Genomic DNA, 22,785 nt, shown 5'->3' with positions numbered 1-22,785 from the left:
TCGCCGCGAACCTTGTGCGCGATTCTGCTCAGGCCGAGTGCGTTGGCTGGCCCATCGCGGGCTCGGCCCGCAATAGCCTTCACCCTGCAGAGGAGTATCGCGAGCTGCGGCAGCGTCCATCGGCGTCGACTTCCCTTGGGAGGTGCTTCGACTACCGGTCAGAATCCGGCTCGTCAGTCTGGTACCATCGCGCGCCGAGCTGCCATGTGCCGCGTGATTGTCCCGCGCTTGGCGATACCGGTTTCTTCCGTTTTGCTGCAAACAGGCCGCATCGATCGGCAAGCCCCCCTGCATGGGCAGGGGCGAATCGCTTGCCGCAGGGTCGATGGGGCCTTCTGGAATCCCGATGCACGATCCGATCAAACTCAAGGACCACCAGCAGGAGTCGGCGCTGGTCAACCGCCGGCTGATCGCCTGCGGCCTGCTGGTGGCCCTGATGAGCGTGACCCTGGTGGCGAGGATGTACTTCCTCCAGGTCACCGACTACGCGACCAACGCCACCGTCTCCGAGAACAACCGTATTCACGTGCTGCCGATTCCCCCGGAGCGTGGGCTGATCTTCGACCGCACTGGCAAGGTGCTGGCCGAGAACCTGCCGAGCTTCAACCTCACCCTGACCCGCGAGCGCGCCGGCAACTCGGTGGCGGTGCTCGATCAGGTCACCGATATTCTTCACCTGAGCCCCGAGCAACGCCTGCAGTGCGACAAGGCCCTGAAGAAGAGCCGCCACCCCTTCGAACCAGTCACCCTGCTGCATGAGCTGAGCGAGGAGCAGATCGCCCTCATCGAGGTCAATCGCTACAAGCTGCCGGGCATCGATGTGGATGCCGAATTCGTCCGCCACTACCCCTACGGCGAGCACTTCGCCCATTCGGTCGGCTTCGTCGGGCGGATCAACGAGCGCGAGGCTGCCCGCCTGGACAGCACCGAGTACCGCGGCACCGAGTACGTCGGCAAGACCGGCATCGAGCACTTCTACGAACCGCAACTGCACGGCCACGTGGGCTACGAGGAGGTGGAAACCAACGCCCAGGGCAGGGTCATGCGCGTGCTGAAGAAGGTGCCGCCGGTGGCCGGCGAGAACATCGTGCTGGGCCTCGATGTGGACCTGCAGATCGCCGCCGAAAAGGCCCTGGGTGATCGCCGCGGCTCCGTGGTAGCGCTGGACCCGAACACCGGCCAGGTGCTGGCGATGGTCAGCAACCCCAGCTTCGACCCGAACCTGTTCGTCAATGGCATCAGCTCGGCGCAGTACGCCGAGCTGCGCGATTCCATCGACCGGCCGCTGTTCAACCGGGCGCTGCGCGGGCTGTATTCGCCGGGCTCGACCATCAAGCCGGTGGTAGCCATCGCTGGCCTGGATACCGGCACCATCACCCCGGCCACGCGGGTCTTCGATCCGGGCTACTTCCAACTGCCCAACTACGATCACAAGTACCGCAACTGGAACCACAGCGGCGATGGCTGGGTGGACCTCGACGCCGCCATCAAGCGCTCCAACGACACCTACTTCTACGACGTCGCCCACAAGCTCGGCATCGACCGCATGCACGACTACCTGACGCGTTTCGGGCTGGGCAGCAAGGTGTCCATCGACATGGCCGAGGAATCCCCCGGCCTGATGCCGTCCCGCGAGTGGAAACGCGCCACCCGGCGCCAGGCCTGGTTCCCCGGCGAGACGGTGATCCTCGGTATTGGCCAGGGCTACATGCAGGTGACGCCGCTGCAACTCGCCGAAGCGACCGCGCTGATCGCCAGCAAGGGCGCCTGGCACCGCCCGCGCCTGGCGGAGTCGGTGGGCGGCGAGGACGTTGTCGATGCCCATCCCATGCCCGACATCCACCTGAGCAATCCCCGCGACTGGGACGCGGTGAACTACGGCATGCAGCTGGTCATGCACGATCCGGGCGGCGGCGCGCGCGCCGCAGGGCAGGGCGCGCAGTACCGCATCGCCGGCAAGAGCGGCACCGCGCAGATCGTCGCGATTCGCCAGGGTGAGCGCTACAACCGCCTGAAAACCCAGGAGCGCCACCGCGACAACGCTTTGTTCGTCGGCTTCGCCCCGGCCAGCGCGCCTTCCATCGTGGTGTCGGTCACCATCGAGAACGGCGAAGCCGGTGGCCGGGTCGCCGGCCCGGTGGTCCGCGAAATCATGGACGCCTGGCTGCTCGACCAGGACGGCAAGCTCAAGCCGCAGTATGCGGCGCCGGCCGAGACGGCTTCGGGCAAGCACGCCTGATGTCCTGCCGGAGCCCAGCCTGCGCGTCTGGGCTCCGGTATTCGACTAAATCACCTTCTCGGCCAATGCCGCCCGCACCAGCGCATGCAGTTCATCGCCCGGATGCTGCTCCTGCCAGTCCTTGAGCTCGCGGCGCATCGCCGGCGTCCAGAAGTTCTGCAGGTGCTGCTGCACGCCCTGCACCGCCAGGTCGTGGTTCGACTCGGTGGAGAAGTACTGGCCGATCTGGTTGGCCATCTTGATCAGGTTATCCACGCTCATCGACGGGCCTCCGCTTTCTCCGTGTGGCGCCGTTCCTTGAGCAAGCGTCGCTGTTCGTCACTGAACGCCTGGTAGCGCTTCTGCCATTCCGAAGGCTGGAACACGCGCACCACTTCCACCGCGGTGACCTTGTATTCCGGACAGTTGGTGGCCCAGTCGGAATTGTCGGTGGTGATCACGTTGGCGCCGGATTCGGGGAAGTGGAAGGTCGTGTAGACCACGCCCGGCGCCACCCGCTCGCTGACCTTGGCGCGCAGCACCGTCTGCCCGGCGCGGCTGCCCACGCCAACCCAGTCGCCGTCGCTGATGCCGCGGCTCTCGGCGTCGCTGGGGTGGATTTCCAGGCGGTCCTCCTCGTGCCAGGCGACGTTGTCGGTGCGCCGGGTCTGCGCGCCGACGTTGTACTGGCTGAGGATGCGCCCGGTGGTGAGTAGCAGCGGGTAGCGGGCGTTGACCTTCTCTTCCGTGGGCACGTAGCCGGTGAGCATGAAGCGCCCCTTGCCGCGCACGAACTGCTCGATGTGCATGGTCGGTGTGCCATCGGGCGCGGCGTCGTTGCACGGCCATTGCAGGCTGCCGTGGCGGTCCAGTTCGGCATAGCTGACGCGGGTGAAGGTCGGCGTCAGGCGGGCGATCTCGTCCATGATCTGCGACGGATGCTGGTAGTCCATGGGGTAACCCAGGGCGTTGGCTAGCGCGATCGTGGCCTCCCAGTCTGCCTTGCCGCCCAGCGGCTCCATCACCTTACGCACGCGGGATATGCGCCGCTCGGCGTTGGTGAAGGTGCCGTCCTTCTCGAGGAAGGAGCTGCCCGGCAGGAATACATGGGCGAACTTGGCGGTTTCGTTGAGGAAGATGTCCTGCACCACCACGCACTCCATGGCGGAAAGAGCCGCGGTGACGTGCTGGGTGTTGGGGTCGCTCTGGGCGATGTCCTCGCCCTGGCAGTACAGCGCCTTGAAGGTGCCGCCCAGCGCTGCTTCGAACATGTTGGGGATGCGCAGGCCGGGGTCGGGCTGCAGGGTGACGCCCCACGCCTGTTCGAACTGGCTGCGCACGGTCTGGTTGGAGATGTGCCGGTAGCCGGGCAGCTCGTGGGGGAAGGAGCCCATGTCGCAGGAACCCTGCACGTTGTTCTGGCCGCGCAGCGGGTTCACCCCGACACCTTCGCGGCCGACGTTGCCGGTGGCCATGGCGAGGTTGGCTATGCCCATCACCGCGGTGCTGCCCTGGCTGTGTTCGGTGACGCCCAGGCCATAGTAGATCGCCGCGTTGCCGCCGGTCGCGTAGAGGCGGGCGGCGGCGCGGATTTCCTCGGCAGGCACGCCGCAGACCGGGCCGAGCACTTCCGGGGCGTTCTCCGGCAGGCTGACGAAATCGCGCCAGCGGATGAAGTCGCTGGCCTCGCAGCGCGCATCGACGAAGTCCTGCTTGACCAGGCCCTCGCTGACGATGACGTGGGCCAGCGCGTTGAGCATGGCGACGTTGGTGCCGGGGCGAAGTTGCAGGTGCAGCTCGGCGCGGGCATGGGGCGAGTCGACCAGGTCGATGCGCCGGGGGTCGATGACGATCAGTTGCGCACCCTGGCGCAACCGGCGCTTGAGCTGCGAGCCGAACACCGGGTGTGCGTCGGTAGGGTTGGCGCCCATCACCAGCACCACGTCGGACTGCATTACCGAGTCGAAGCTCTGGGTGCCGGCGGATTCGCCCAGGGTCTGCTTCAGGCCGTAGCCGGTGGGCGAGTGGCAGACTCGCGCACACGTATCGACGTTGTTGTTGCCGAACGCCGCGCGCACCAGCTTCTGTACCAGGTAGGTCTCTTCGTTGGTGCAGCGGCTGGAGGTGATGCCGCCGATGGAGTCGCGCCCGTATTTCGTCTGGATGCGGCGAAATTCGCTGGCAGCATAGGTGACGGCTTCGTCCCAGCTGACTTCCTGCCAGGGGTCGCTGATGTGCTTGCGGATCATCGGCTTGGTGATGCGGTCCGGATGCGTGGCGTAGCCCCAGGCGAAGCGGCCCTTGACGCAGGAGTGGCCGTGGTTGGCCTGGCCGTTCTTGTCCGGGACCATGCGCACCAGCTGGTTGCCCTTCATCTCGGCGCGGAAGGAGCAGCCCACGCCGCAGTAGGCGCAGGTGGTGATGACAGCGCGCTCGGGCTGGCCGATCTCGACCACGCTCTTTTCCATCAGCGTAGCGGTCGGGCAGGCCTGCACGCAGGCCCCGCAGGAGACGCATTCGGAATCGAGGAAGTTCTCGCCACCGGCCGCCGCCACGCGCGAGTCGAAGCCGCGCCCAGAGAGGGTCAGGGCGAAGGTGCCCTGGATTTCCTCGCAGGCGCGCACGCAGCGGTTGCAGACAATGCACTTGCTCGGGTCGTAGTCGAAGTAGGGATTGGAAACGTCTTTCGCATCGCTCAGGTGGTTGGCGCCGTCGTAGCCGTAGCGCACCTCGCGCAGGCCGACCTGGCCGGCCACGGTCTGCAGCTCGCAGTTGCCGTTGGCGGAGCAGGTCAGGCAATCCAGCGGGTGGTCGGAGATGTACAGCTCCATGACGTTGCGGCGCAGGCCCGCCAGCTTCGGCGTCTGCGTGCGCACCACCATGCCCTCGCTGACCGGCGTGGTGCAGGAGGCCGGGTAGCCGCGCATGCCGTCGATCTCCACCAGGCACATGCGGCAGGAGCCGAAGGCTTCCAGGCTGTCGGTGGCGCAGAGCTTGGGAATGCTGGTGCCCAGCAGCGCAGCGGCGCGCATCACCGAAGTACCGGCAGGGACGCTGATTTCGCGGCCGTCGATGCTCAGGCTGACCTGCACGTCGCTCTCGCGGGCGGGTGTGCCGAGGTCGATGTCACTCGTGCTGGACGTGGCAGGGTCGAAGAAATTGATCACGAGTCGGCCTCCGAAGTCGCCAGACCGAAGTCGGCGGGGAAATGCTTGAGGGCGCTGGCCACGGGGAACGCGGTCATTCCGCCGAGGGCGCAGAGCGAGCCGTATTGCATCGTGTCGCAGAGGTCGGTGAGCAGCCGCGCCTGTTCCTCGCGGGCGCTGAGGTCGGTGGCGGCGATCAGCCGGTCGACCACTTCCACGCCACGGGTCGAGCCGATGCGGCAGGGCGTGCACTTGCCGCAGGATTCCTCGGCGCAGAACTGCAGGGCGAAGCGTGCCATGCGTGCCATGTCGAGCGTGTCGTCGGCGACCACCACGCCGCCATGGCCGAGCATGGCGCCGACGGCGGCGAAGGCTTCGTAGTCCAGCGGGGTGTCGAACTGCGAGGGCGGTACCCAGGCACCGAGCGGGCCACCGACCTGCGCAGCCTTCAGCGGTCGGCCGCTGGCGGTGCCGCCGCCGTAGCCTTCCACCAGCTCGCGCAGGGTCAGGCCGAAGGCACGTTCCACCAGCCCGCCGTGGCGTATGTTGCCGGCCAGCTGGAAGGGCATGGTGCCCAGCGAACGGCCCATGCCGAAGTCGCGGTAGTACTGTGCGCCCCTGGCCAGGATGATCGGCACCGAGGCCAGGGTGAGCACGTTGTGCACCAGCGTCGGCAGGCCGAAAAGGCCTTGCAGCGCCGGTAGCGGCGGCTTGGCGCGGACCACGCCGCGCTTGCCTTCCAGGGAATCCAGCAGGGCGGTTTCCTCACCGCAGATGTAGGCGCCGGCGCCGACCCGCACTTCCAGCTCAAAGGCGCGGCCGCTACCGCAGACATCGTCGCCCAGGTAGCCGGCTTCGCGGGCGATCCTCAGGGCGAGGTTGAGTGTCACGATGGCGTCCGGGTACTCGGAGCGCACGTAGATGTAGCCCATGCTCGCGCCGACGGCGAGACCGGCGATGGCCATGCCTTCGATCAGCAGGAAGGGGTCGCCTTCCATCAGCATGCGGTCGGCGAAGGTGCCGGAGTCGCCTTCGTCGGCGTTGCACACCACGTATTTCTGCGGGCCAACGGCGTCACGCACGGTGCGCCACTTGATGCCGGCGGGGAAGGCCGCGCCGCCACGGCCGCGCAGGCCGGAATCGAGCACGGCGGCGACGACGTCGGTGCCGTCCATGCCGATGGCACGGGCCAGGCCGTCGAAGCCGCCATGGGCACGGTAGTCGTCCAGCGACAGCGGCCGCGTGATGCCGGCGCGGGCGAAGAGCAGGCGCTGCTGGGTCTTCAGGTAGGCAATCTCTTCCACCAGACCCAGGGCCAGCGGGTGGCGTGCAGGGGCGTCGGCCAGCGCATCGAAGAGGGACGGGACATCGGCTGCCGCCAGTGGACCGAAGCCCAGCCGGCCTTCGCTGCCGTCCATTTCCACCAGCGGTTCCAGCCAGTACAGGCCGCGCGAGCTGGTGCGCTGGATCTCCAGCGGTATCTGGCGTCGCTCGGCTTCGGCGACCAGGGCGTCGGTCACCTCATCGGCGCCCACCGCGCGGGCCAGCGAATCGCAGGGGATGAACAGTTTCAACATGCGGCGTCCTCCCGGCAACCGTTCACCAGCTCGCGCAGGCGTTCGGCGGTGAGGCGCGCGTGCACCCGGCCGTCCAGCTCCAGGGCCGGCGAGCAGGCGCAGGCGCCCAGGCAATAGACCGGGCGCAGGGCGATGCGGCCGTCGGCGCTGGTGCCGTGGTCGTCCAGCCCGAGCTGTTCGCGCAGTTGTGCGGCGAGGGCTTCGGCGCCGCGGCTCTGGCACGACTCGGCGCGGCACAGGCGCAGCGTATGGCGGGCCGGGGGCGCGGTGCGGAAGTCGTGGTAGAAGCTGATCACCCCACGTACCTCGGCGACGCTGAGGTTCAGGGCGTGGGCGATTTCAGGGAGGGCATCGTCGGGGATGTAGCCGACGCAATCCTGGATGGCATGAAGCACTGGCAGCAGGGCGCCGGGCGTGGCTTTCAGGCGTTCCAGAACATCATGGATCAGGGGCAGGTGAAGCGAATCATCAGGCATTCAGCGCACCTCGATATCGCGGATACCCGCCATAGGCGGCGATCCGGAATCCTTCGGCTGCGGCGTACCGGCCACGTCACGGGCTGCGTGGCTGTTCGGGGCGCCATTCTTATTATCCGGCCAGGCATCTGGGCGCGCCTGGTCCTCGACAGTATGGAAGCTTGCCATCCCTTGTGTTCAAGGATTGCACCGCAGCGACCCTGCGCATCCTGAAACCGACAGACCCTTAAACCGACAGACTGCCGAAACGGCCACGCTGTCCGCTCAGAGCCCCCTTGTTGGCCGGCAAAGCCCTCGGTCGCGAGCGGCGCTCGACTTAACCTGCTGCTGCCCATGACAACAAGAATCCGCGCCGTTCCCGCGCGCGGGAAGAAGGGGAGCACCATGCATAAACCCGCAACGGCCTGGCTGCCGTTTGCCCTGCTGGCCCTGGTCGGCCTGCTCGGCGGCTGTGGCGATGACGCCGCGCCGCCTACCCGCAACGCCGCCGCCCTGGCACCTGCCGATCCCGCGTTGGCGAAAATCTATGACAGCAGCTGCAAGCTCTGCCACGCCAACCCGGCGTCGGGAGCACCGCAGGCCGGCGATGCGAAAGCCTGGCAGCCCAGGGTCGCCCAGGGTGCCGACAGCCTGCTCGACCACAGCATCAACGGCTTCAAGGGCATGCCGCCGATGGGCATGTGCATGCAGTGCTCGGAGGACGAGTTCCTGGCGCTGATTTCCTTCATGTCCGGCCAATCGGTCCGGTAAGCGCGGGGTTACTTGCATGTCTATTCATCTCACCCGCCGCCAACTCCTGCACAGCGCTGGCATTGCCGGCGCGTTCGCGGCGCTGTCGAGCAGCCCGCTGGCCGCCGAACTGGCCCGCGCGCCGCGGCTGATTCCCTGGCGCAACTGGTCCGGCGGGCAGAGCTGCCTGCCGGCGGCGCGCCTGGCTCCGCAGAGCCTCGACGAGCTGGTGCAGGTCATCCGCCAGGCCGAGGGCAAGGTGCGCCCGGTGGGGTCGGCGCACTCCTTCAGCGCCCTGGTGCCGACCGAAGGCACGCTGGTCTCGCTGGCCTACTTCAACGGCCTGCTCGGCCACGATGCCGACACATTGCAGGCGGAATTCGCGGCCGGCACGCCGATGTCGCTCATGGGGCCGGCACTGAAGGAGGTCGGCCAGGCACTGCCGAACATGGCGGACATCGATTACCAGACCCTGGCCGGGGCGATCTCCACCTCGACCCACGGTACCGGAGTCGGCTTCGGCTCCTATTCCTCGCGCGTCACCGGCTTGCAATTGGTGACCGCCGGCGGCGAGGTGCTGGACTGCGATGCCCAGCGCCACCCCGAGGTGTTCAACGCCGCGCGGGTATCCCTCGGCGCCTTCGGCATCGCCACCCGCGTGCGCTTGCAGAACCGCCAGGCCTATCGCCTGCGCGAGCGGCAGTGGGTGGCCAGCACCGAGGAATTGCTGGAGGACGTGGAAAAGAACACCCGCGAGAACCAGCACTGGGAAATGCAGGTCATGACCCATTCCGACTATGCGCTGTCCATCGCTCTGAACGAGACCACCGACCCGGCCACGCCGCCGCTGGACCCGGCCGAGGAGGGCGGCAACCAGTTCGTCAGCATCATCGAGAACCTCGACAAGTACGGCAGCGACTTCCCCGCCGCGCGGCGCTTCCTGCTCAACAGCCTGCGCCATGTCGCCAGCTTCGACGACCGCGTCGGCGACTCCTACGACATCTACGCCAACGTGCGCAACGTGCGCTTCAACGAGATGGAATATTCGGTCCCGGCGGAACACGGGCCGGCCTGCCTGCGCGAGATTCTGAAGAAGATCAACGACAAGGACCTGCGCACCTGGTTCCCCATCGAATACCGCTACGTGAAGGCCGACGACATTCCGCTGAGCATGTTCGAAGGCCGCGACAGCTGCTCCATCTCCGTGCACCAGCACTACAGCATGGACCACCACAACTTCTTCGCCGCCATCGAACCGATCTTCTGGAAGTACGCCGGCCGGCCGCACTGGGGCAAGCTGCACACGCTCAACGCGCGCACGCTGCAACCGCTGTACCCGCGCTGGAAGGAGTTCACCGAAGTGCGCCGCGAGCTGGACCCGCAGGGCAAGTTCCTCAATGCCCACCTGTCATCGATCCTGGGCGTGGCCTGACAAGGAAGAACAACCCATGAAACGACGCCATTTCATCGTCGGTGCGGCCGGGGCAGGTGTTCTGCTCGCCGGCGCCGGTGCCTGGCTGCGACCGTCCGACCACGGCGCGCCTTACGACGACTACTTCGCCCGGCTGAACCGCGAACTGCGCGAGCACGGGCCGATGCGCCCGGTGATGCTGATCGACCTCGACCGCCTGGACCACAACGTCGACGTGGTGATGCAGTCGGTGGCGCGCACCGGCAAGCACCTGCGCGTGGTGGAGAAGTCCCTGCCGTCGCCGCAGTTGCTCGACTACATCGCCCAGCGCGCCGGCACTCGGCGGATGATGTCGTTCCACCAGCCGTTCCTCAATCACGATGCCGAGCGCTTTCCCGATGCCGACCTGCTGCTGGGCAAGCCACTGCCGGTCGGCTCGGCACAGCAGTTCTACGAGGAACTTCGCGGCCCGTTCGACCCGACGAAGCAGCTGCAATGGCTGCTCGACACCCCCGAGCGCCTGCAGCAGTACCTGGCGCTGGCGCAAGGGCGCAACACCCGCCTGCGGATCAACATCGAACTGGACGTCGGCCTGCACCGTGGTGGTGTAGCGGACCACGCGACGCTGGACAGGATGCTCACGATCATCGGCGCCAACCCGCAGCACCTGGAGTTTGCCGGGTTCATGGGCTACGACCCCTTCGTCGGCATGGGCGTGCCCGAGGTGCTGGGCTCCTCCGAGGAGCTTTTCGCCAAGGTCATGACGCTCTACGACGGCTTCGTCGACTACGCCCGCACCCGCCATGCGCCTCTGTGGAAGCCGGGGCTGACGCTCAATACCGCCGGCAGCCCGAGCTACAGGATGCACGAGAACGAACGCACCAGCACCGAAGTGTCGGTGGGTTCGGCGCTGGTCAAGCCGACCCACTACGACCTGCCATCGCTGGTGGACCACCAGCCGGCTGCCTTCATCGCCACGCCAGTCATCAAGAGCACCGGGCCGGTGCGGATTCCGGCACTGGACGACAAGTCGGCACTGTTCTCCTGGTGGGATGCCAACCAGCGCGAGACCTTCTTCGTCTACGGCGGCAACTGGATGGCCGAACCCGAGTCGCCCAGGGGATTGCAGTTCAACGGCCTGTACGGGCGCAGCTCGAACCAGGAGATGGTCAACGGCTCCAGCGCCGTGAACCTGAAAGTGGACGACCAGATATTCCTGCGCCCGACCCAGTCCGAGTCGATCCTGCTGCAGTTCGGCGACCTGCTGGCGATACGCGGGGGGCGCATCGTCGAGCATTGGCCGGTCTACAGCTGAGCGGCGCAGCGTTGACGTTGGGCGGGCGGCATGGAGCCGTCCGCCCGAGCCAGCGGGGCATTGCGCGAGGTCGTCTGTAATATTCTGTTACGCCCGCTCTTGGCGAGCCTGCGAAAGCGTTATGATGCGGCCATCCTGCGCCGCCCACATGACAAGAATCGCCGGCGCCCCCGCTCGAGAGCAGCCTACATGCCCAGCACAAGCATCGACGCGCAATTCGACCTGGCCCTGGTTTCACCTTTCCTGCTGCAGACCCTCGCCGAAGTCGCCAGTGACCAGGGAGTGAGTAGCGAACGCCTGTGCCGCGGGCTCGGCTTTACCGCCGAGGAGCTGCAGGACCCGGCGCAGCGCGTCACCTACCGGCAGACGGTGGCGATGATCCAGCGAGCCCTCGCGGCGCTGCCCGAGCGTGGCCTGGGGCTCTGGGTCGGCCATCACAACGTGCTGGGTACACTCGGCCTGCTTGGCCACGTACTGTCCCTCTGCAAGACCCTGCGCGACGCCTTCGAGGTGGGCCGGCGCTTCCAGCACACCACTGGCGGCATTGCGCTGTGCAACCTGATCGAGGGGCCCGAGGAAAGCTTCATCGAAGTCGAATGCCGGTTGCCCTACGCCGACATCCAGGTGTTCGCCGTGGAAGAGTTCTTCGCCAGCCTGCTGGTCTACAACCGCACGCTGATCGGGCCCCAGTTTCAGCCCCTGCGTTTCGAGTTCACCCATGCCGCACCGGTCTATGAGGCCGAGTACCGCCGGCTGCTCGGGCCGAACCTGCAATTCGGTTGCCTGCACAACCGGGTGGTCATCGCCAGCCACTGGCTGGATGTGCAACTGCCCAGCCACCACCCGGTCGCGCTGCGCCAGGCGCTCAGCCTGCTGGAGGGGGAGTACGCCCAGGTACAGCAGAAGACCGGCCTGCTGGAAACGGTGGAGCGTGCCATCGCTCGCGACCTGGCCAACGGCAGCCCCATCGACAAGGTTGCAGGCGAGCTGAACATGAGCAGCCGTACCTTGCGTCGCCGCCTGAGCGAGCACGGGATGAGCTTCGACGCCCTGCAGGAACAGGTGCGCCACGCACGCGCCATGAGCCTGCTGAACAACCCGGAGATGCCCATCGAGCGCATCGCCGAGGCGCTCGGCTACAGTGATGTGCGCGGCTTCCGCCGGGCCTTCAAGCGCTGGACCGGGCAGAGCCCGTCCGCCTGCCGCGACGAGGCGATGCCGGCGCACTGAAGCACCGCTGGGCGATTACATTGACGCGGCACAAGGGTGCTGCCGGCCTGTGCGGTTAAGGTCGTAGTGCCCATTCAACGAGGAGCACAGCATGTACGAGCACGTACTGGCTGCCGTCGACGGCAGCCCCGTTTCCCTCAAGGCCCTGGCCGAAGGCGCAAGGCTGGTCCGCATGAGCGGTGGTGAACTGCATGTCATCACCATCGTCGATCGCCCGCTCGGCCATCTGCCTTACTACGCCAAGTATTACGACGCCGAGGCCCTGCAAGCCGCCGCACTCAAGGCCGCCGACGATATCCTGAGCAAGGCGCGGGACGTGGTGGCCGAATACGCCGTGCCGGCCACTTACCAGCGGGTCAGCATGGAAACCGCCGGTGAGGAAGTGGCCGATCGCATCGAGCGCGAGGCCGACGCCGTCAAGGCCGACGCCATCGTCATGGGCACCCACAGCCGCCGCGGCGTGCGCCGGCTGATGCTGGGCAGCGTGGCCGAAGGCGTGCTGCAATCGAGCCAGCGACCGGTGCTGCTGGTGCGCGACCTGTAGTGAACCGCTGGCGCGGTGGCTAGCCTATCGACGCTCCGGCCGCTGCAGCCCGAGGTGTTCGCGCAACGTGCTACCGCGGTATTCGCGACGGTACAGCCCGCGCTTCTGCAACTCCGGCACCACCAGTTCCACGAAGCTGTCCAGGCCATTGGGCAACAGCGGCGGCATGATGTTGAAGCCGTCGGCGGCGCCGGCGCTGAACCAGGCTTCCAGATGGTCGGCGATCTGCTTGGGGTCGCCGACCAGCGTGCAGTGCCCGCGTGCCCCGGCTGCCCGCAGGTAGAGCTGGCGCAACGTCAGCTTTTCCCGGCGCGCCAATTCGACGAACAGCGCCTGCCGGCTCTTCATCGCATTGCTGGGTGGCAGCTCCGGCAGCGGGCCATCCAGCGGGAAACGGGACAGGTCCAGCCCGCCGGCCATGCCTGATAGCAGGGAGAGCCCCAGCTGCGGTTCTATCAGCCCCTGCAGCTCGGCGTGGAGGTCTTCGGCTTCGCTCTGCGTCCGTCCGATCACCGGGGAGATTCCCGGCATGATCTTCAGTTCGTGGGCTTCGCGTCCGTACCCGGCCAGACGCCCCTTCAGATCGCTGTAGAAGGCGCGTGCATCCTCCAGCGTCTGCTGGGCGGTGAACACCACCTCGGCGGTGCGCGCGGCCAGGGCCTTGCCCGGTTCCGACGAGCCCGCCTGTACCAGCACCGGGTGGCCCTGCGGCGAGCGCGGCTGGTTCAGCGGGCCGCGCACGCGGTAGTAGTCGCCATGATGGGCGAGGGTGCGCAGTTGCTCCGGGTCGAAGTAGCGGCCGCTGAGCTTGTCGCGGCGGAAGGCGTCGTCGGCGAAGCTGTCCCACAGGCCGCGGGCCACATCGATGAACTCCTCGGCGCGGGCGTAGCGGTCGGCGTGGTCGAAATGCTGCTCCAGGCCGAAGTTCTGTGCTTCCTGGTCCGTCGCCGAGGTCACCAGGTTCCAGCCGGCACGGCCGCCGGACAGGTGATCGAGCGAGGCGAAGCGGCGCGCCAGCAGGTAGGGATCGTTGTAGCTGGTGGAGACGGTGGGAATCAGGCCAATGCGCTCGGTCACCGAGGCCAGCGAAGCGAGGAGCATCAGTGGATCGAATACCTCGCCGAGGGTGGTGTGCGCGGCCAGTTCATTGCTGCCGAGCAGGGCGAGGTTGTCGGCGAAGAAGATCGCGTCGAACAGGCCGCGTTCGGCGGTCTGCGCCAGGCGGCGGAAGTGTGCGAAGTCCAGGGCGCCGGCGGGTGCCAGCGGGTGGCGCCAGGCGGCCAGGTGGTGACCGCTGCCCATCAGGAAGGCGCCGAGGCTGATCTGTGTCTGGCTCATATGTACCTCAGAAGTCGTAGCGCAGGGTCACGCCGGTCACGCGCGGCTGGCCGGGATAGCCCACGTACAGGCCGTTGGAGGAAGCGATTACTGCCTGGTAGTACTCCTTGTCGAAGGCGTTCTTCACCCACAGGGAGGCGTCCAGCAGCCCGTCGCCGACTTCGTGGCGCAGGCCCACCGAGAAGTTGGCTAGGCCATAGCCGGGGATCTTCGACAGGCTGGAGTTGTCCAGCGTGCCCTCGGCCTCGGAGCGGTAGGCGTAGCTCGCGGTGACATAGGGCTCGAAGCGGTTGTCCAGTTGCCACTTGTATTCGCCGTTGAGGTTGGCGATCCAGCGCGACGCGCCCATCACCCGCTCGCCGGAGAGATCGCAGGTGGCCGGCGCGCCGGGCTGGCTGCTGACTTCGGCCGGGCAGGGGGCGTCCTTGAACGACAGATAGGTGACATCGTTGAACGAGCCGTTGAAGTTCACGGTCAGGCCTCGCAGCGGCAGCGCGGTGGCTTCGAACTCCAGGCCGCGCGAACGCAGGTCGCCGGCGTTGGCCAGTACCTGGTAGCCGGTCAGCGAGCCGGCGGGCTGGTAGTAGGTGGTGGCCTGGTAGCCGGTGATGCCGGTCCAGAACAGGTTGGCGTTGAGCTGCAGGCGACGGTCGAAGAGCGTGCTCTTGATCCCCAGTTCCGCATCGTTGGCGCGCTCGGGACCGACCAGCAGGGAGTCGGCACCAGCGCTGGGGGCACTGCCGATGGTGAGGTTCACCCCGCCGGACTTTTCGCCGTGGGACAACGAGGCGTAGCCCAGCAGATTGTCGTCGAACTTGTAGCTCAGGCTGAGCAGTGCCGAGGGCGCGGCGTTGTGCAGGCTGAGGTCGCCGGAGTCGTAGGCGCCGGCCTGGCTGGCGCGGATCGCCGCCGGCAGGCCGCCGACCGGAGCGCCGCCCACGGGGGCGGAGCGCTCGACCTGCGCCTGCTTCTCTTCATAGGTGCCGCGCAGGCCGAGGGTGAAGTCCAGCTTGTCGCTCAGGTGCCAGGTGCCCTGGGAGAACAGGGCGAAACTGTCGGTGTCGATCCAGCCCTTGCTGGTGCTGCTGACGTTGTTCAGCGCATTGAGGTTGGCGCCGATCAGGTTGAGGTCGGCCAACGGGCCGAGGTCGACGAAATAGCGGTTGTTCAGGCTCTGGCGGAAGGCGTACGCGCCCACCACATAGTCGAAGGTACCGCCGGTGGGCGAGGCCAGGCGGATTTCCTGAGAGAACTGGCGGTCGTGGATTTCGTAACCCAGGTCGCGGATTACCGGCACGTCCAACTCGTCCGAATCGTTGGCCGGGTTGAAGTGCCAATAGCGATAGGCGCTGATGGAGGTCAGCTTGTAGCCGCCGTCGAGGTTCCAGTTGGCTTCCACCGAGCTGGCGTTCTGGTGGACGCTGACGTTCTGCCGGCCGTCGATGTTGGATTTGCCCTCCACCGGATGGGCGCCCACCAGGGCTGCGCGGCGCCAGAACTGACTGGAGCCGCCGTAGATCACGCCGCTGCCCTGGCTGGAGTTCTCGCTGTTGTATTCGTTGATCCAGCGCAGGCTGAAATCATCGTTGGGCTGGAACAGCAACTGGCCGCGTACGCCTTCGCGCTCGCCGCCCAGGAGGGTGCGGCCGTCGGCAAGGTTTTTCAGGTAGCCATCGTCGCGGGTGCGGTAGAGCGACAGCCGCCCGGCCAGGGTCTCTGTCAGCGGGCCGGAGAAACTGCCCTTGCCCTGGAAGTAGCCGTTCTCGCCGCCGGAGGTTTCGATACTGCTTTCGGGGGTGAAGGTCGGTTTGCGCGTGGTGATGTTCAGTACACCGGCGGTGGTGTTCTTGCCGAACAGGGTGCCCTGCGGACCACGCAGCAGGTCGAGTTGTTCGATGTCCATCAGGTCGAACACCGCCATGCCGGGGCGGCCGAGGTAGACGTTGTCCAGGTAGATCCCGGCGGAACCTTCCAGGCCGTCGCTGGCCGGGTTGTTGCCGATACCGCGCACGGCCAGGCTCGACTGGCGCGCGTGGATGTAGGCGACGTTCACGCTGGGCAATGCCTGCTGCAGGTCCTGGATCTTGTAGATGCGCTGCTTGTCGAGGGTGTCGCCGCTGAGCGTGGTGATCGGCGTCGGCACGTCCTGAGCGTTTTCCTCGCGGCGGCGGGCGGTCACGGTGACCGTCTGCAGGGCATCGGTAACGGCTTGGCCGTCGTTGCCGACGGCGCTCTGCCCATCGGCGGCGGCATTGCCAGCGGCCAGCAGCAGCGCCAGGGTCAGTGGGTGCAGCGCCAGGCCGGTGCGGCTGGCGCGCGAAGGGAGTCTATGCATGGCTTGTCCTTGCAGCAGGGCCGTGGCACGCACGGCTGGAAGTCGGCGGAGCGGGGGCTGGTCACCCCTCTGGTCGCCGATGCTAGGCAAGCTCACTCGAAGACGATGGGCTTTGGCGGACAATCCATGGTCCGCCGCAGACAGATACCGGTCTCACAACGCCAGGGCGAAGCCGCCGGTTGGCCGGACGGCGGCCGGTGACTCGGCCAGGCCCAGTTCGCCCTGGCGCCATTGCCCCGGGCTCTGGCCGGTCCAGCGGCGGAATGCACGGTTGAAGCTGCTGGGCTCGTTGAAGCCCAGCCGGTAGCAGACTTCGTTGACCGAGCAGTGAGGCTGGCGCAGGTGCGCGAACGCCAGTTCACGGCGTATTTCCTCCAGAAGCTGGGTAAAACTGGTGGCATGACGCAGCAGGTGGCGATGCAGGTTGCGCGTGCTCATGCCCAGTTCCTCGGCGACCAGCCCCTGCTGGACTTCGCCGCTGGGCAGTTGGCGCACGATGGATTGGCGGACCTGCTCGGGCAGGTCGTGGCCGGACAGGCGCTTGAGGTAGCTGTTGAGGCTGCCATCGAGGATCTGCGCCAGCTCGCGGTTCCCGCTGCGCAGCGGGATTTCCAGTAGCGCCGGGTCGTAGTCTACGGCGTTGTGTGCAGCATCGAAGACCGGGCGCTGGCCGAAACGCGCTTCCCAGGCGTCGGCGTCGATGGGGCGGGGCCGCGCCAGGTGTACGCAACGCACCACGCCCAGGCCCCAGATCGGCGTGGCATGCCGTAGCCCGGAAGCGAGCAGTGCCTCGGTGGCCATCTGCTCGACCTGTGCGCGGGGGATGCGCCGGTAGATCAGGCGGCAGACTCCGTCGCCGCGCTCCAGGCTGACCTGGCCGGACGTGCTGACCACGGGGGAAAAGCGCACCACGCGCTCCAGCGCTTCGCCGACGGTGGCGCTGCTTTGCAGGGCGAACAGCAGGCCATGGAAGTCCGTGGGCAGGCTGTGCGCGGCGACTTCAAGGCCGAACGCCGGATCGCCGGTGGTGCGCTCCACGGCGCGCCACAGGGCGCTCATGCGCTCGAGCGGAATGCGAAGGTTGGCGTCCTGCAACTGTGCCGGGTCGATGCCGGCGGTGCGCAGCAGGGGTCTGGGATCGTGTCCGTGGGCCTGCAAGGCGCGGGCGATGACCTGGGCCCAGGTGGCTATGGTGTCGGCATGCATGTGCGCTACTCCCTGGGTAAAGGCCCGCGCCGCTCTGCGACAGTCGTTTGCGACGGAGGGAGCGCCATGATGGCAAGCATTTTTTAGCTCATGAAGGAATTATTTTTATTATTTAAATAACTGAAATGCCTAAGTGGAGGCCGTTGCGGGTTGTGACCACGACGATGCGTTTTCAGCATGGAAAATATGCCTGGCGGGTTGCGGCGCAGGGGCGTGCGCCGTGGTCCCGGAAAACCGCCGGTATCGCCGGTGCTCACAATGTTCTTGGCTGTCGCGTAAAGACGCGCAGCAGACCTCGCGCCAGCTCACGGAACAGGCGGCCGGCGAAGCTGAAGTCGAGCACACCGGTTTCGTCGACATAGCGCTGCCATTGCTCCACCAGAGCGCGCAGGCGCTCCGGCTCCCGCTCCGCCAGGTCGTGGATTTCGCCGGGATCGCGCGCGAGGTCGTAGAGCTGCCAGCGCCCCGGACCGTCAGGCTTGGGAATATACAGCGCCTTCCAGCGGCCCTGGCGGATGGCACGAGCGCGGAACAGCTCCCAGCCGGTGGTTTCGTCTTGCGCGTGCGGCTCGGTTTCTTGTCCCTGAAGGTACGCCAGCAGCGAACGGCCACGGATCGGCAACACCTCGCGGCCCTGGTAGTGGGGGCCCGGATGGCGCGTGTCGGCCAGTTCCAGGAGGGTCGGCACGATGTCCATCACCGTGGCGAAGGCATGGCTGATGGTTCCCTGCAGATGCAGCCCGGGCCAGGTGATGAAGGCTGGAACGCGGATGCCGCCCTGACTGGTGAAGAGTTTGAATTGGCGCGAGGGGGCGGTGGCCGCCTGGGCCCAGCGTGGACCATACCAGACATAGGAGTTGGCGCGGCCCACGTTCTCCAGGCGATTGTCGTAATGCTTGGCGATGAAGCGCTGGGCGCGCTTGCCGACGATGGGCAGGGCTTCGAGCGCTGCACCTTCGGCGCCGTTGTCGGAGAGGAACACGATCACTGTGTTGTCCAGTTCGCCGCTGGTGCGCAGGTGCTCGATGACCCGGCCGACGTTCCAGTCCAGGCGATCGACCATGGCGGCATAGACCTCCATGGCGCGGGCCGACTGTTGCCTGCCTGCGTCATCCAGTTCGTGCCAGTTCGGTGTGTCGGCTACTACCGGGTGGGCTTCAACGTCTTCGGCGATCAACCCCAGCTCCTTCAGCCGCGCCAGACGCTGTTCGCGCAGCACATCGGGACCGCCGTCGTAGCGCCCCTTGTACTTGCTGATCAGCTCGTCCGGCGCCTGTAATGGGAAGTGCGGGGCGGAAAAGGGCAGGTAGGCGAAGAAGGGCCGTCCATCGTCCGTCGGGCGCTCGTCCAGGTAGTCGAGCAGGCGGTCGGTGAAGGCATCGGAGGAATAGAAATCCTTCGGCAGTTCGCTTACCGGGTCGAGGCCATCGCGGTAAGTGCCTTCCACCGCATGCAGCAGGCGCGGCATCTTGTGTGGCACCACGTCGGGCGACCAGCCGTAGTGGTTGTGTGCGGCCCCTTCCAGGATGAACGAACGCTCGAAACCGCGTGCCGCCGCCGAGGTCTCCGCCGTACGGCCCAGATGCCATTTGCCGGAGATCAGCGTGTGGTAGCCGGCGTCGCGCAACAGCTCGGCGAGGGTCACCACGCGCCGGTTGAGGTGGCCTTCGTAGCCGGGGTTGCGGCGGATGGTCTCGTCGCTGAATTCGGCCATCGCTCCGATGCCGGCGAGATGATGGTCGGTGCCGGTCAACAGCATGGCGCGGGTCGGCGAGCAGGCAGACGCTGCATGGAAATCGGTGAAACGCAGGCCAGCCGTGGCCAGGGCATCGAGGTTCGGTGTGTCGATCTCGCCGCCGAAGGCGCCAAGGTCGGAGAAACCCAGGTCGTCGGCAACGATCAGCAGGAAGTTCGGGCGTTTGCTCATGGTCGTCTCAGGCAGGTGGTGCGGTGCATCGTGAGGGCTGGCAGCTGCGCGCGATGGGCGCTTCGCAGCCTGTTTCCCTGGCTTGAGTGCAGCCTGGGGAAGCTCCTTTTCCGGCATATCCAGGAAGATATCGATGCCTTCAAGCGATAAGAGCGCCCATTAAGGACGCCCTTGTGAGAACGCGCCATTGCCTTCGGCGAATACTTTTCATGCCTTATCGGCATCGAACATGACTGCCCGCACAGGCGGCTTTCCGGGGCGCCGGGCTTGGGAAGGGGGATCAGTCAGTTGCCGGCGGAGTCACACAGCTCGAGGCAGCGCCGCGCCCGTTGCTGATCGGGCGAGTCGAAGCCTTCGGTGAAGCGACGGTAGACCGGCTGCAGCAGTTGCCGCGCGGCTTCCGATCGGCCCTGCGTGTGCCACAGCCCCGCCAGGCAGGTGGCCGAGCGCAGTTCCCAGGCCAGCGCACCTTGTTCCTGGGCCAGTGCCAGGGCGCGGGTCAGCAGGGTTTCCGCGCCGAGCAGGGATTCGCGGTCGTCGCGCTCGAGCAGGGCAACGGCTTCATTGCGCAGGATTTCCGGCGCACACCAACCTGCTGCGCCGGTTCTTGCACGCATCAACTGGGCCGGGTCTGCGGGCAGGGGACGGCCGCCGAGGGTTTGCACGATGTCGCGCACCAGGCCGACCGCGGGGGCGCCGGGTGAGTCCTCGAAGCGCATGGCCCAAGCATAGTGCCGCGCCCAGTCGGTGAACAGCGGAACGCGGTGGCGCTCGGCGACCTCGACCATCTGCCGCACGCGTTGACGAGCCTTGTCGAGTTCGCCGTTATAGAAAGCGATGACGCAACCGGCCGCAGCGAGGCTGTAGGCGATGGAGGCGCTGTGGTCGATTTCGCAGGCCAGTTCGATGGCCTGCGCTGCCATACGCTCCGCCTGTTCCGGCAGGCCGCGCAGCCAGAGCGTGCGAGCCTGGGTGGCCAGGGAAGCGACCTGCTGGTCGTATTGCACGCCCAGGCATGGTGCGAAGCGGTTCGCCTGTCGCTGTTGTTCCAGGCGCTCAAGTACGTCGTCGCCGACGGACTGGGCCAGTACCTGATTCCCCGAGTAATGCAGCGCCAGTACCTTCAGGCGCAGTGCGCTGGTGGCGAGTATCTCGCCCTGGCCACTGCTCAGGCGGTCGAAGTGCTGGCTATGCTCGGCCGCCAACTGGTACTGGCCGGCCCACAGCAGCACCGCCAGGCCACCCGACAGCGCGGTGAGCTCGCCAGGGCGGTCACCGATCTGCTGGGCGAGGAACCGCGCGTTCTGGAAGGCCTCGTTCGCCTGGCTGTTGCGCACGTCGTGATAGGTGGTGTTGCCCAACGCCAGCTCCAGGCGCATGGCCAGCTCCAGCGATGCAGCGGATTGTGCGCCGAGCAGGCCCAGTGCGGCGCTCACGTAGGGGCCGTACTCGTGCAGCAGCGACAGCTCCTGCCACAGCGGTGACGAACAGGCCGCGAGATGGATCGCCAGGGTGTGCCGGACCTCGGCGTGCAGGCCCCAGTCGAGCGCGGCGCGAACATCGGCGAGCCATGGCGCGTGGCGTTGCAGCCAGCCCTGGGACGCCGACCGTTCCCACTCATCCTGCGCGGCCTGCATCGCGCGCTCGCAGAGTTCCAGATGACGCTCCCGGGCTTCGTGGAGTTCGCCGGTGGCCTGGAGTTTTTCCAGCGCATAAAGACGGGTTGGTTCGAGCAGTCGGTAGGTGACTTCGTCGCCGCGAACCTCGGTGCTCAGCAGCGACTTGGCCGTCAGGTGATTCACCAGCAGGAAGGCCGTGCCCAGGTCCGCCGGTTGGCCGAGGGCCGCGGCGACGGAGTCCAGCGTGAAGCTGCCGCGAAAGACGCTGAGGCGCCGCAGGCAGGATTGCTCCGCGGGACGCAGCAGCGCGTAACTCCAGTCGAGCATCGCGCGCAGGTGTTGGTGGCGATCGGATTGCAGCGGCAGGTCGAGGTAGCCACCCTGCAACAACGCATCGATGCTGCCGTCGGCCTGGCCCAGGTGCCCGGCGGCGAGTTCCAGCGCCAGCGGAATGCCCTCCAGGCGCCGGCAGATTTCGCCGACCCGCGGCAGGTCCTCGGGGCGGAATTCGAACTCTTCGTGGGTCTCCTTCGCCCGCTCGATGAGCAGCGCCACTGCCGGGTAGGCGAGGGCGTCCTCGATGCTGCCGAGCCGTGCTGGCGGGCAAGCCAGCGGCCGCAGCGGCTGGATGTGCTCGCCGGTGGCGCGCAGGCTTTCGCGGCTGGTGGCGAGGATATGCATCTGCGGCGCATGGCGCAGCAGGCACTCCACCAGATGCGCGGCGGCTTCGATCAGATGCTCGCAGTTGTCGATGAGCAGCAGCATCTGCCGGTCGGCGACCTGGGTGCAGATCTGTTCCAACGATTCGCCTGCCAGTCCCGGAATGCCCAGGGCACTGGCGAGGGTGCTGTTCAACGGCCGCGCGTCCTGCAACGGGGTCAGGTCGAGCATGCGGATGCCGTGGCGGTACTGGCCGATGAAACGCTCGGCGGCCTGCAGGGCGAGGCTGGTCTTGCCGATCCCGCCGCTGCCCACCAGGCTGATGCAGCGGCGTTGCGGCAGTTCGGCAACCAGGCGCTCCAGCTCCGTTTCGCGCCCCAGCAGGCGATTGCGCCGCGGCGGCAGATTGTGGTTCGCCGCGGCCCCCGGGTCGTGGGCCGGCGTGGATTGCGTCGAAGCGGTCAGCGGCTCGACGAAGCTGTAGCCACGCAATGCCACCGTGACGATGAAGCGCCGGCCATTCTGGCCATCGCCCAGGGCTTTGCGCAGGGCGGCCATGTGCACCCGCAGGTTGCCTTCGTCGATGTCCTGGCCGGGCCAGGCGCGGGCCAGCAGTTCGCCCTTGCTCACCACCTGGCCGTCGCGCTCCAGCAGCGCCAAAAGGATGTCCAGTGCACGCTGGCCCAGGCGCAGCGGACGGCCGGCCTCGAGGATCATGCGTGAGGTGGGGAATATCTGGTAGGGGCCGAAATGAAGCACGGTTTCGACCGTCGCCACGGGCTCGGGAGTCATCGTCTGGTCGTCGCTTTCGCACGCTGGGGCAGGTTTCGCGCCGGCCCAGGTGCTGGCCCTGGTGGCGCAGGTCCATCGACTCTGCGGTCGATTGGCCATTCTTTTTGTGAATGACACTCAGGGTAAACGACGGCTCGGCGTTGGGCCATCCTGTGTCGGCGAGCCTGATCCGGACATTCTGCCTAATAACGATTAACGCCGCGTTCACCTCGACATTGCCTTCCGGGTGTCCTGCGCTGCTGGCTGCTCTGCCTCGCAGGCC

15 protein-coding genes are annotated in these 22,785 nt (G+C 66.9%); 6 read left to right on the top strand and 9 right to left on the bottom strand.

The window, feature by feature from the left end:
* The first annotated feature begins 346 nt into the window (after positions 1 to 346).
* On the top strand, positions 347 to 2,239 hold the full coding sequence (gene mrdA / locus PNI01S_RS00670) for a penicillin-binding protein 2 (RefSeq protein ID WP_084357209.1): 1,893 nt from the start codon (positions 347 to 349) through the stop codon (positions 2,237 to 2,239).
* 45 nt (positions 2,240 to 2,284) lie between these two features.
* On the opposite strand, the gene PNI01S_RS00665 is transcribed toward mrdA, so the two are convergent.
* The 4 genes from PNI01S_RS00665 to PNI01S_RS00650 are packed head-to-tail and all read right to left on the bottom strand — an operon-like array spanning position 2,285 to position 7,417.
* A complete protein-coding gene (locus PNI01S_RS00665; RefSeq protein WP_084357208.1) occupies positions 2,285 to 2,500 on the bottom strand; it encodes a formate dehydrogenase subunit delta in 216 nt (71 codons plus the stop codon).
* A complete protein-coding gene (gene fdhF / locus PNI01S_RS00660) occupies positions 2,497 to 5,385 on the bottom strand; it encodes a formate dehydrogenase subunit alpha (RefSeq protein ID WP_084357207.1) in 2,889 nt (962 codons plus the stop codon). The genes PNI01S_RS00665 and fdhF overlap by 4 nt, the downstream gene beginning before the upstream one ends.
* Positions 5,382 to 6,941: a formate dehydrogenase beta subunit gene (locus PNI01S_RS00655; protein WP_084357206.1), complete on the bottom strand. Its 1,560-nt coding sequence runs from the start codon at positions 6,939 to 6,941 to the stop codon at positions 5,382 to 5,384. The genes fdhF and PNI01S_RS00655 overlap by 4 nt, the downstream gene beginning before the upstream one ends.
* Positions 6,935 to 7,417, bottom strand: a complete 483-nt coding sequence (locus PNI01S_RS00650; RefSeq protein ID WP_024765873.1) for a formate dehydrogenase subunit gamma — start codon at positions 7,415 to 7,417, stop codon at positions 6,935 to 6,937. The genes PNI01S_RS00655 and PNI01S_RS00650 overlap by 7 nt, the downstream gene beginning before the upstream one ends.
* 384 nt (positions 7,418 to 7,801) lie before the next feature.
* Between PNI01S_RS00650 and PNI01S_RS00645 the strand changes: the two genes are divergently transcribed.
* The 5 genes from PNI01S_RS00645 (at position 7,802) to PNI01S_RS00625 (ending at position 12,646) form a co-directional block, all read left to right on the top strand.
* A complete protein-coding gene (locus tag PNI01S_RS00645; RefSeq protein ID WP_024765872.1) occupies positions 7,802 to 8,167 on the top strand; it encodes a c-type cytochrome in 366 nt (121 codons plus the stop codon).
* A 16-nt stretch (positions 8,168 to 8,183) separates the two neighbouring features.
* Positions 8,184 to 9,578 carry a D-arabinono-1,4-lactone oxidase gene (locus PNI01S_RS00640; protein WP_084357205.1) on the top strand — a complete coding sequence of 465 codons (1,395 nt, stop codon included), beginning with the start codon at positions 8,184 to 8,186 and terminating at the stop codon, positions 9,576 to 9,578.
* Positions 9,579 to 9,663: 85 nt separating this feature from the next.
* Positions 9,664 to 10,872: a DSD1 family PLP-dependent enzyme gene (locus PNI01S_RS00635; RefSeq protein ID WP_167632550.1), complete on the top strand. Its 1,209-nt coding sequence runs from the start codon at positions 9,664 to 9,666 to the stop codon at positions 10,870 to 10,872.
* Positions 10,873 to 11,061: 189 nt separating this feature from the next.
* The gene (locus tag PNI01S_RS00630; protein ID WP_024765869.1) at positions 11,062 to 12,102 is read left to right on the top strand and encodes an AraC family transcriptional regulator; all 1,041 of its coding nucleotides are present in this window, start codon (positions 11,062 to 11,064) and stop codon (positions 12,100 to 12,102) included.
* Between the two features lie 91 nt (positions 12,103 to 12,193).
* A complete protein-coding gene (locus PNI01S_RS00625) occupies positions 12,194 to 12,646 on the top strand; it encodes a universal stress protein (RefSeq protein WP_065327891.1) in 453 nt (150 codons plus the stop codon).
* A 24-nt stretch (positions 12,647 to 12,670) separates the two neighbouring features.
* Here PNI01S_RS00625 and PNI01S_RS00620 read toward each other — a convergent pair whose 3' ends face one another.
* From PNI01S_RS00620 to PNI01S_RS00600, 5 genes are all read right to left on the bottom strand, one after another.
* Positions 12,671 to 13,984, bottom strand: a complete 1,314-nt coding sequence (locus tag PNI01S_RS00620) for an LLM class flavin-dependent oxidoreductase (protein ID WP_084357203.1) — start codon at positions 13,982 to 13,984, stop codon at positions 12,671 to 12,673.
* Between the two features lie 7 nt (positions 13,985 to 13,991).
* Entirely contained in the window at positions 13,992 to 16,319 is a 2,328-nt protein-coding gene (locus tag PNI01S_RS00615; RefSeq protein ID WP_038803641.1) for a TonB-dependent receptor, read from the bottom strand.
* Positions 16,320 to 16,472: 153 nt separating this feature from the next.
* Positions 16,473 to 17,525: an AraC family transcriptional regulator gene (locus PNI01S_RS00610; protein ID WP_084357202.1), complete on the bottom strand. Its 1,053-nt coding sequence runs from the start codon at positions 17,523 to 17,525 to the stop codon at positions 16,473 to 16,475.
* Between the two features lie 253 nt (positions 17,526 to 17,778).
* Complete coding sequence (locus PNI01S_RS00605; protein ID WP_084357201.1) at positions 17,779 to 19,452, bottom strand: arylsulfatase; 1,674 nt, start codon at positions 19,450 to 19,452, stop codon at positions 17,779 to 17,781.
* A gap of 284 nt (positions 19,453 to 19,736) precedes the next feature.
* Positions 19,737 to 22,523 (bottom strand): ATP-binding protein, encoded by a 2,787-nt coding sequence (locus tag PNI01S_RS00600; RefSeq protein ID WP_084357200.1) that lies wholly within the window; start codon positions 22,521 to 22,523, stop codon positions 19,737 to 19,739.
* Positions 22,524 to 22,785 lie beyond the last annotated feature (262 nt).

Source organism: Pseudomonas nitroreducens NBRC 12694, from assembly GCF_002091755.1.
Lineage (GTDB): Bacteria > Pseudomonadota > Gammaproteobacteria > Pseudomonadales > Pseudomonadaceae > Pseudomonas > Pseudomonas nitroreducens.
Note: the sequence above shows the minus strand (reverse complement) of the source record. Positions and strands in the feature narration are given on the sequence as shown.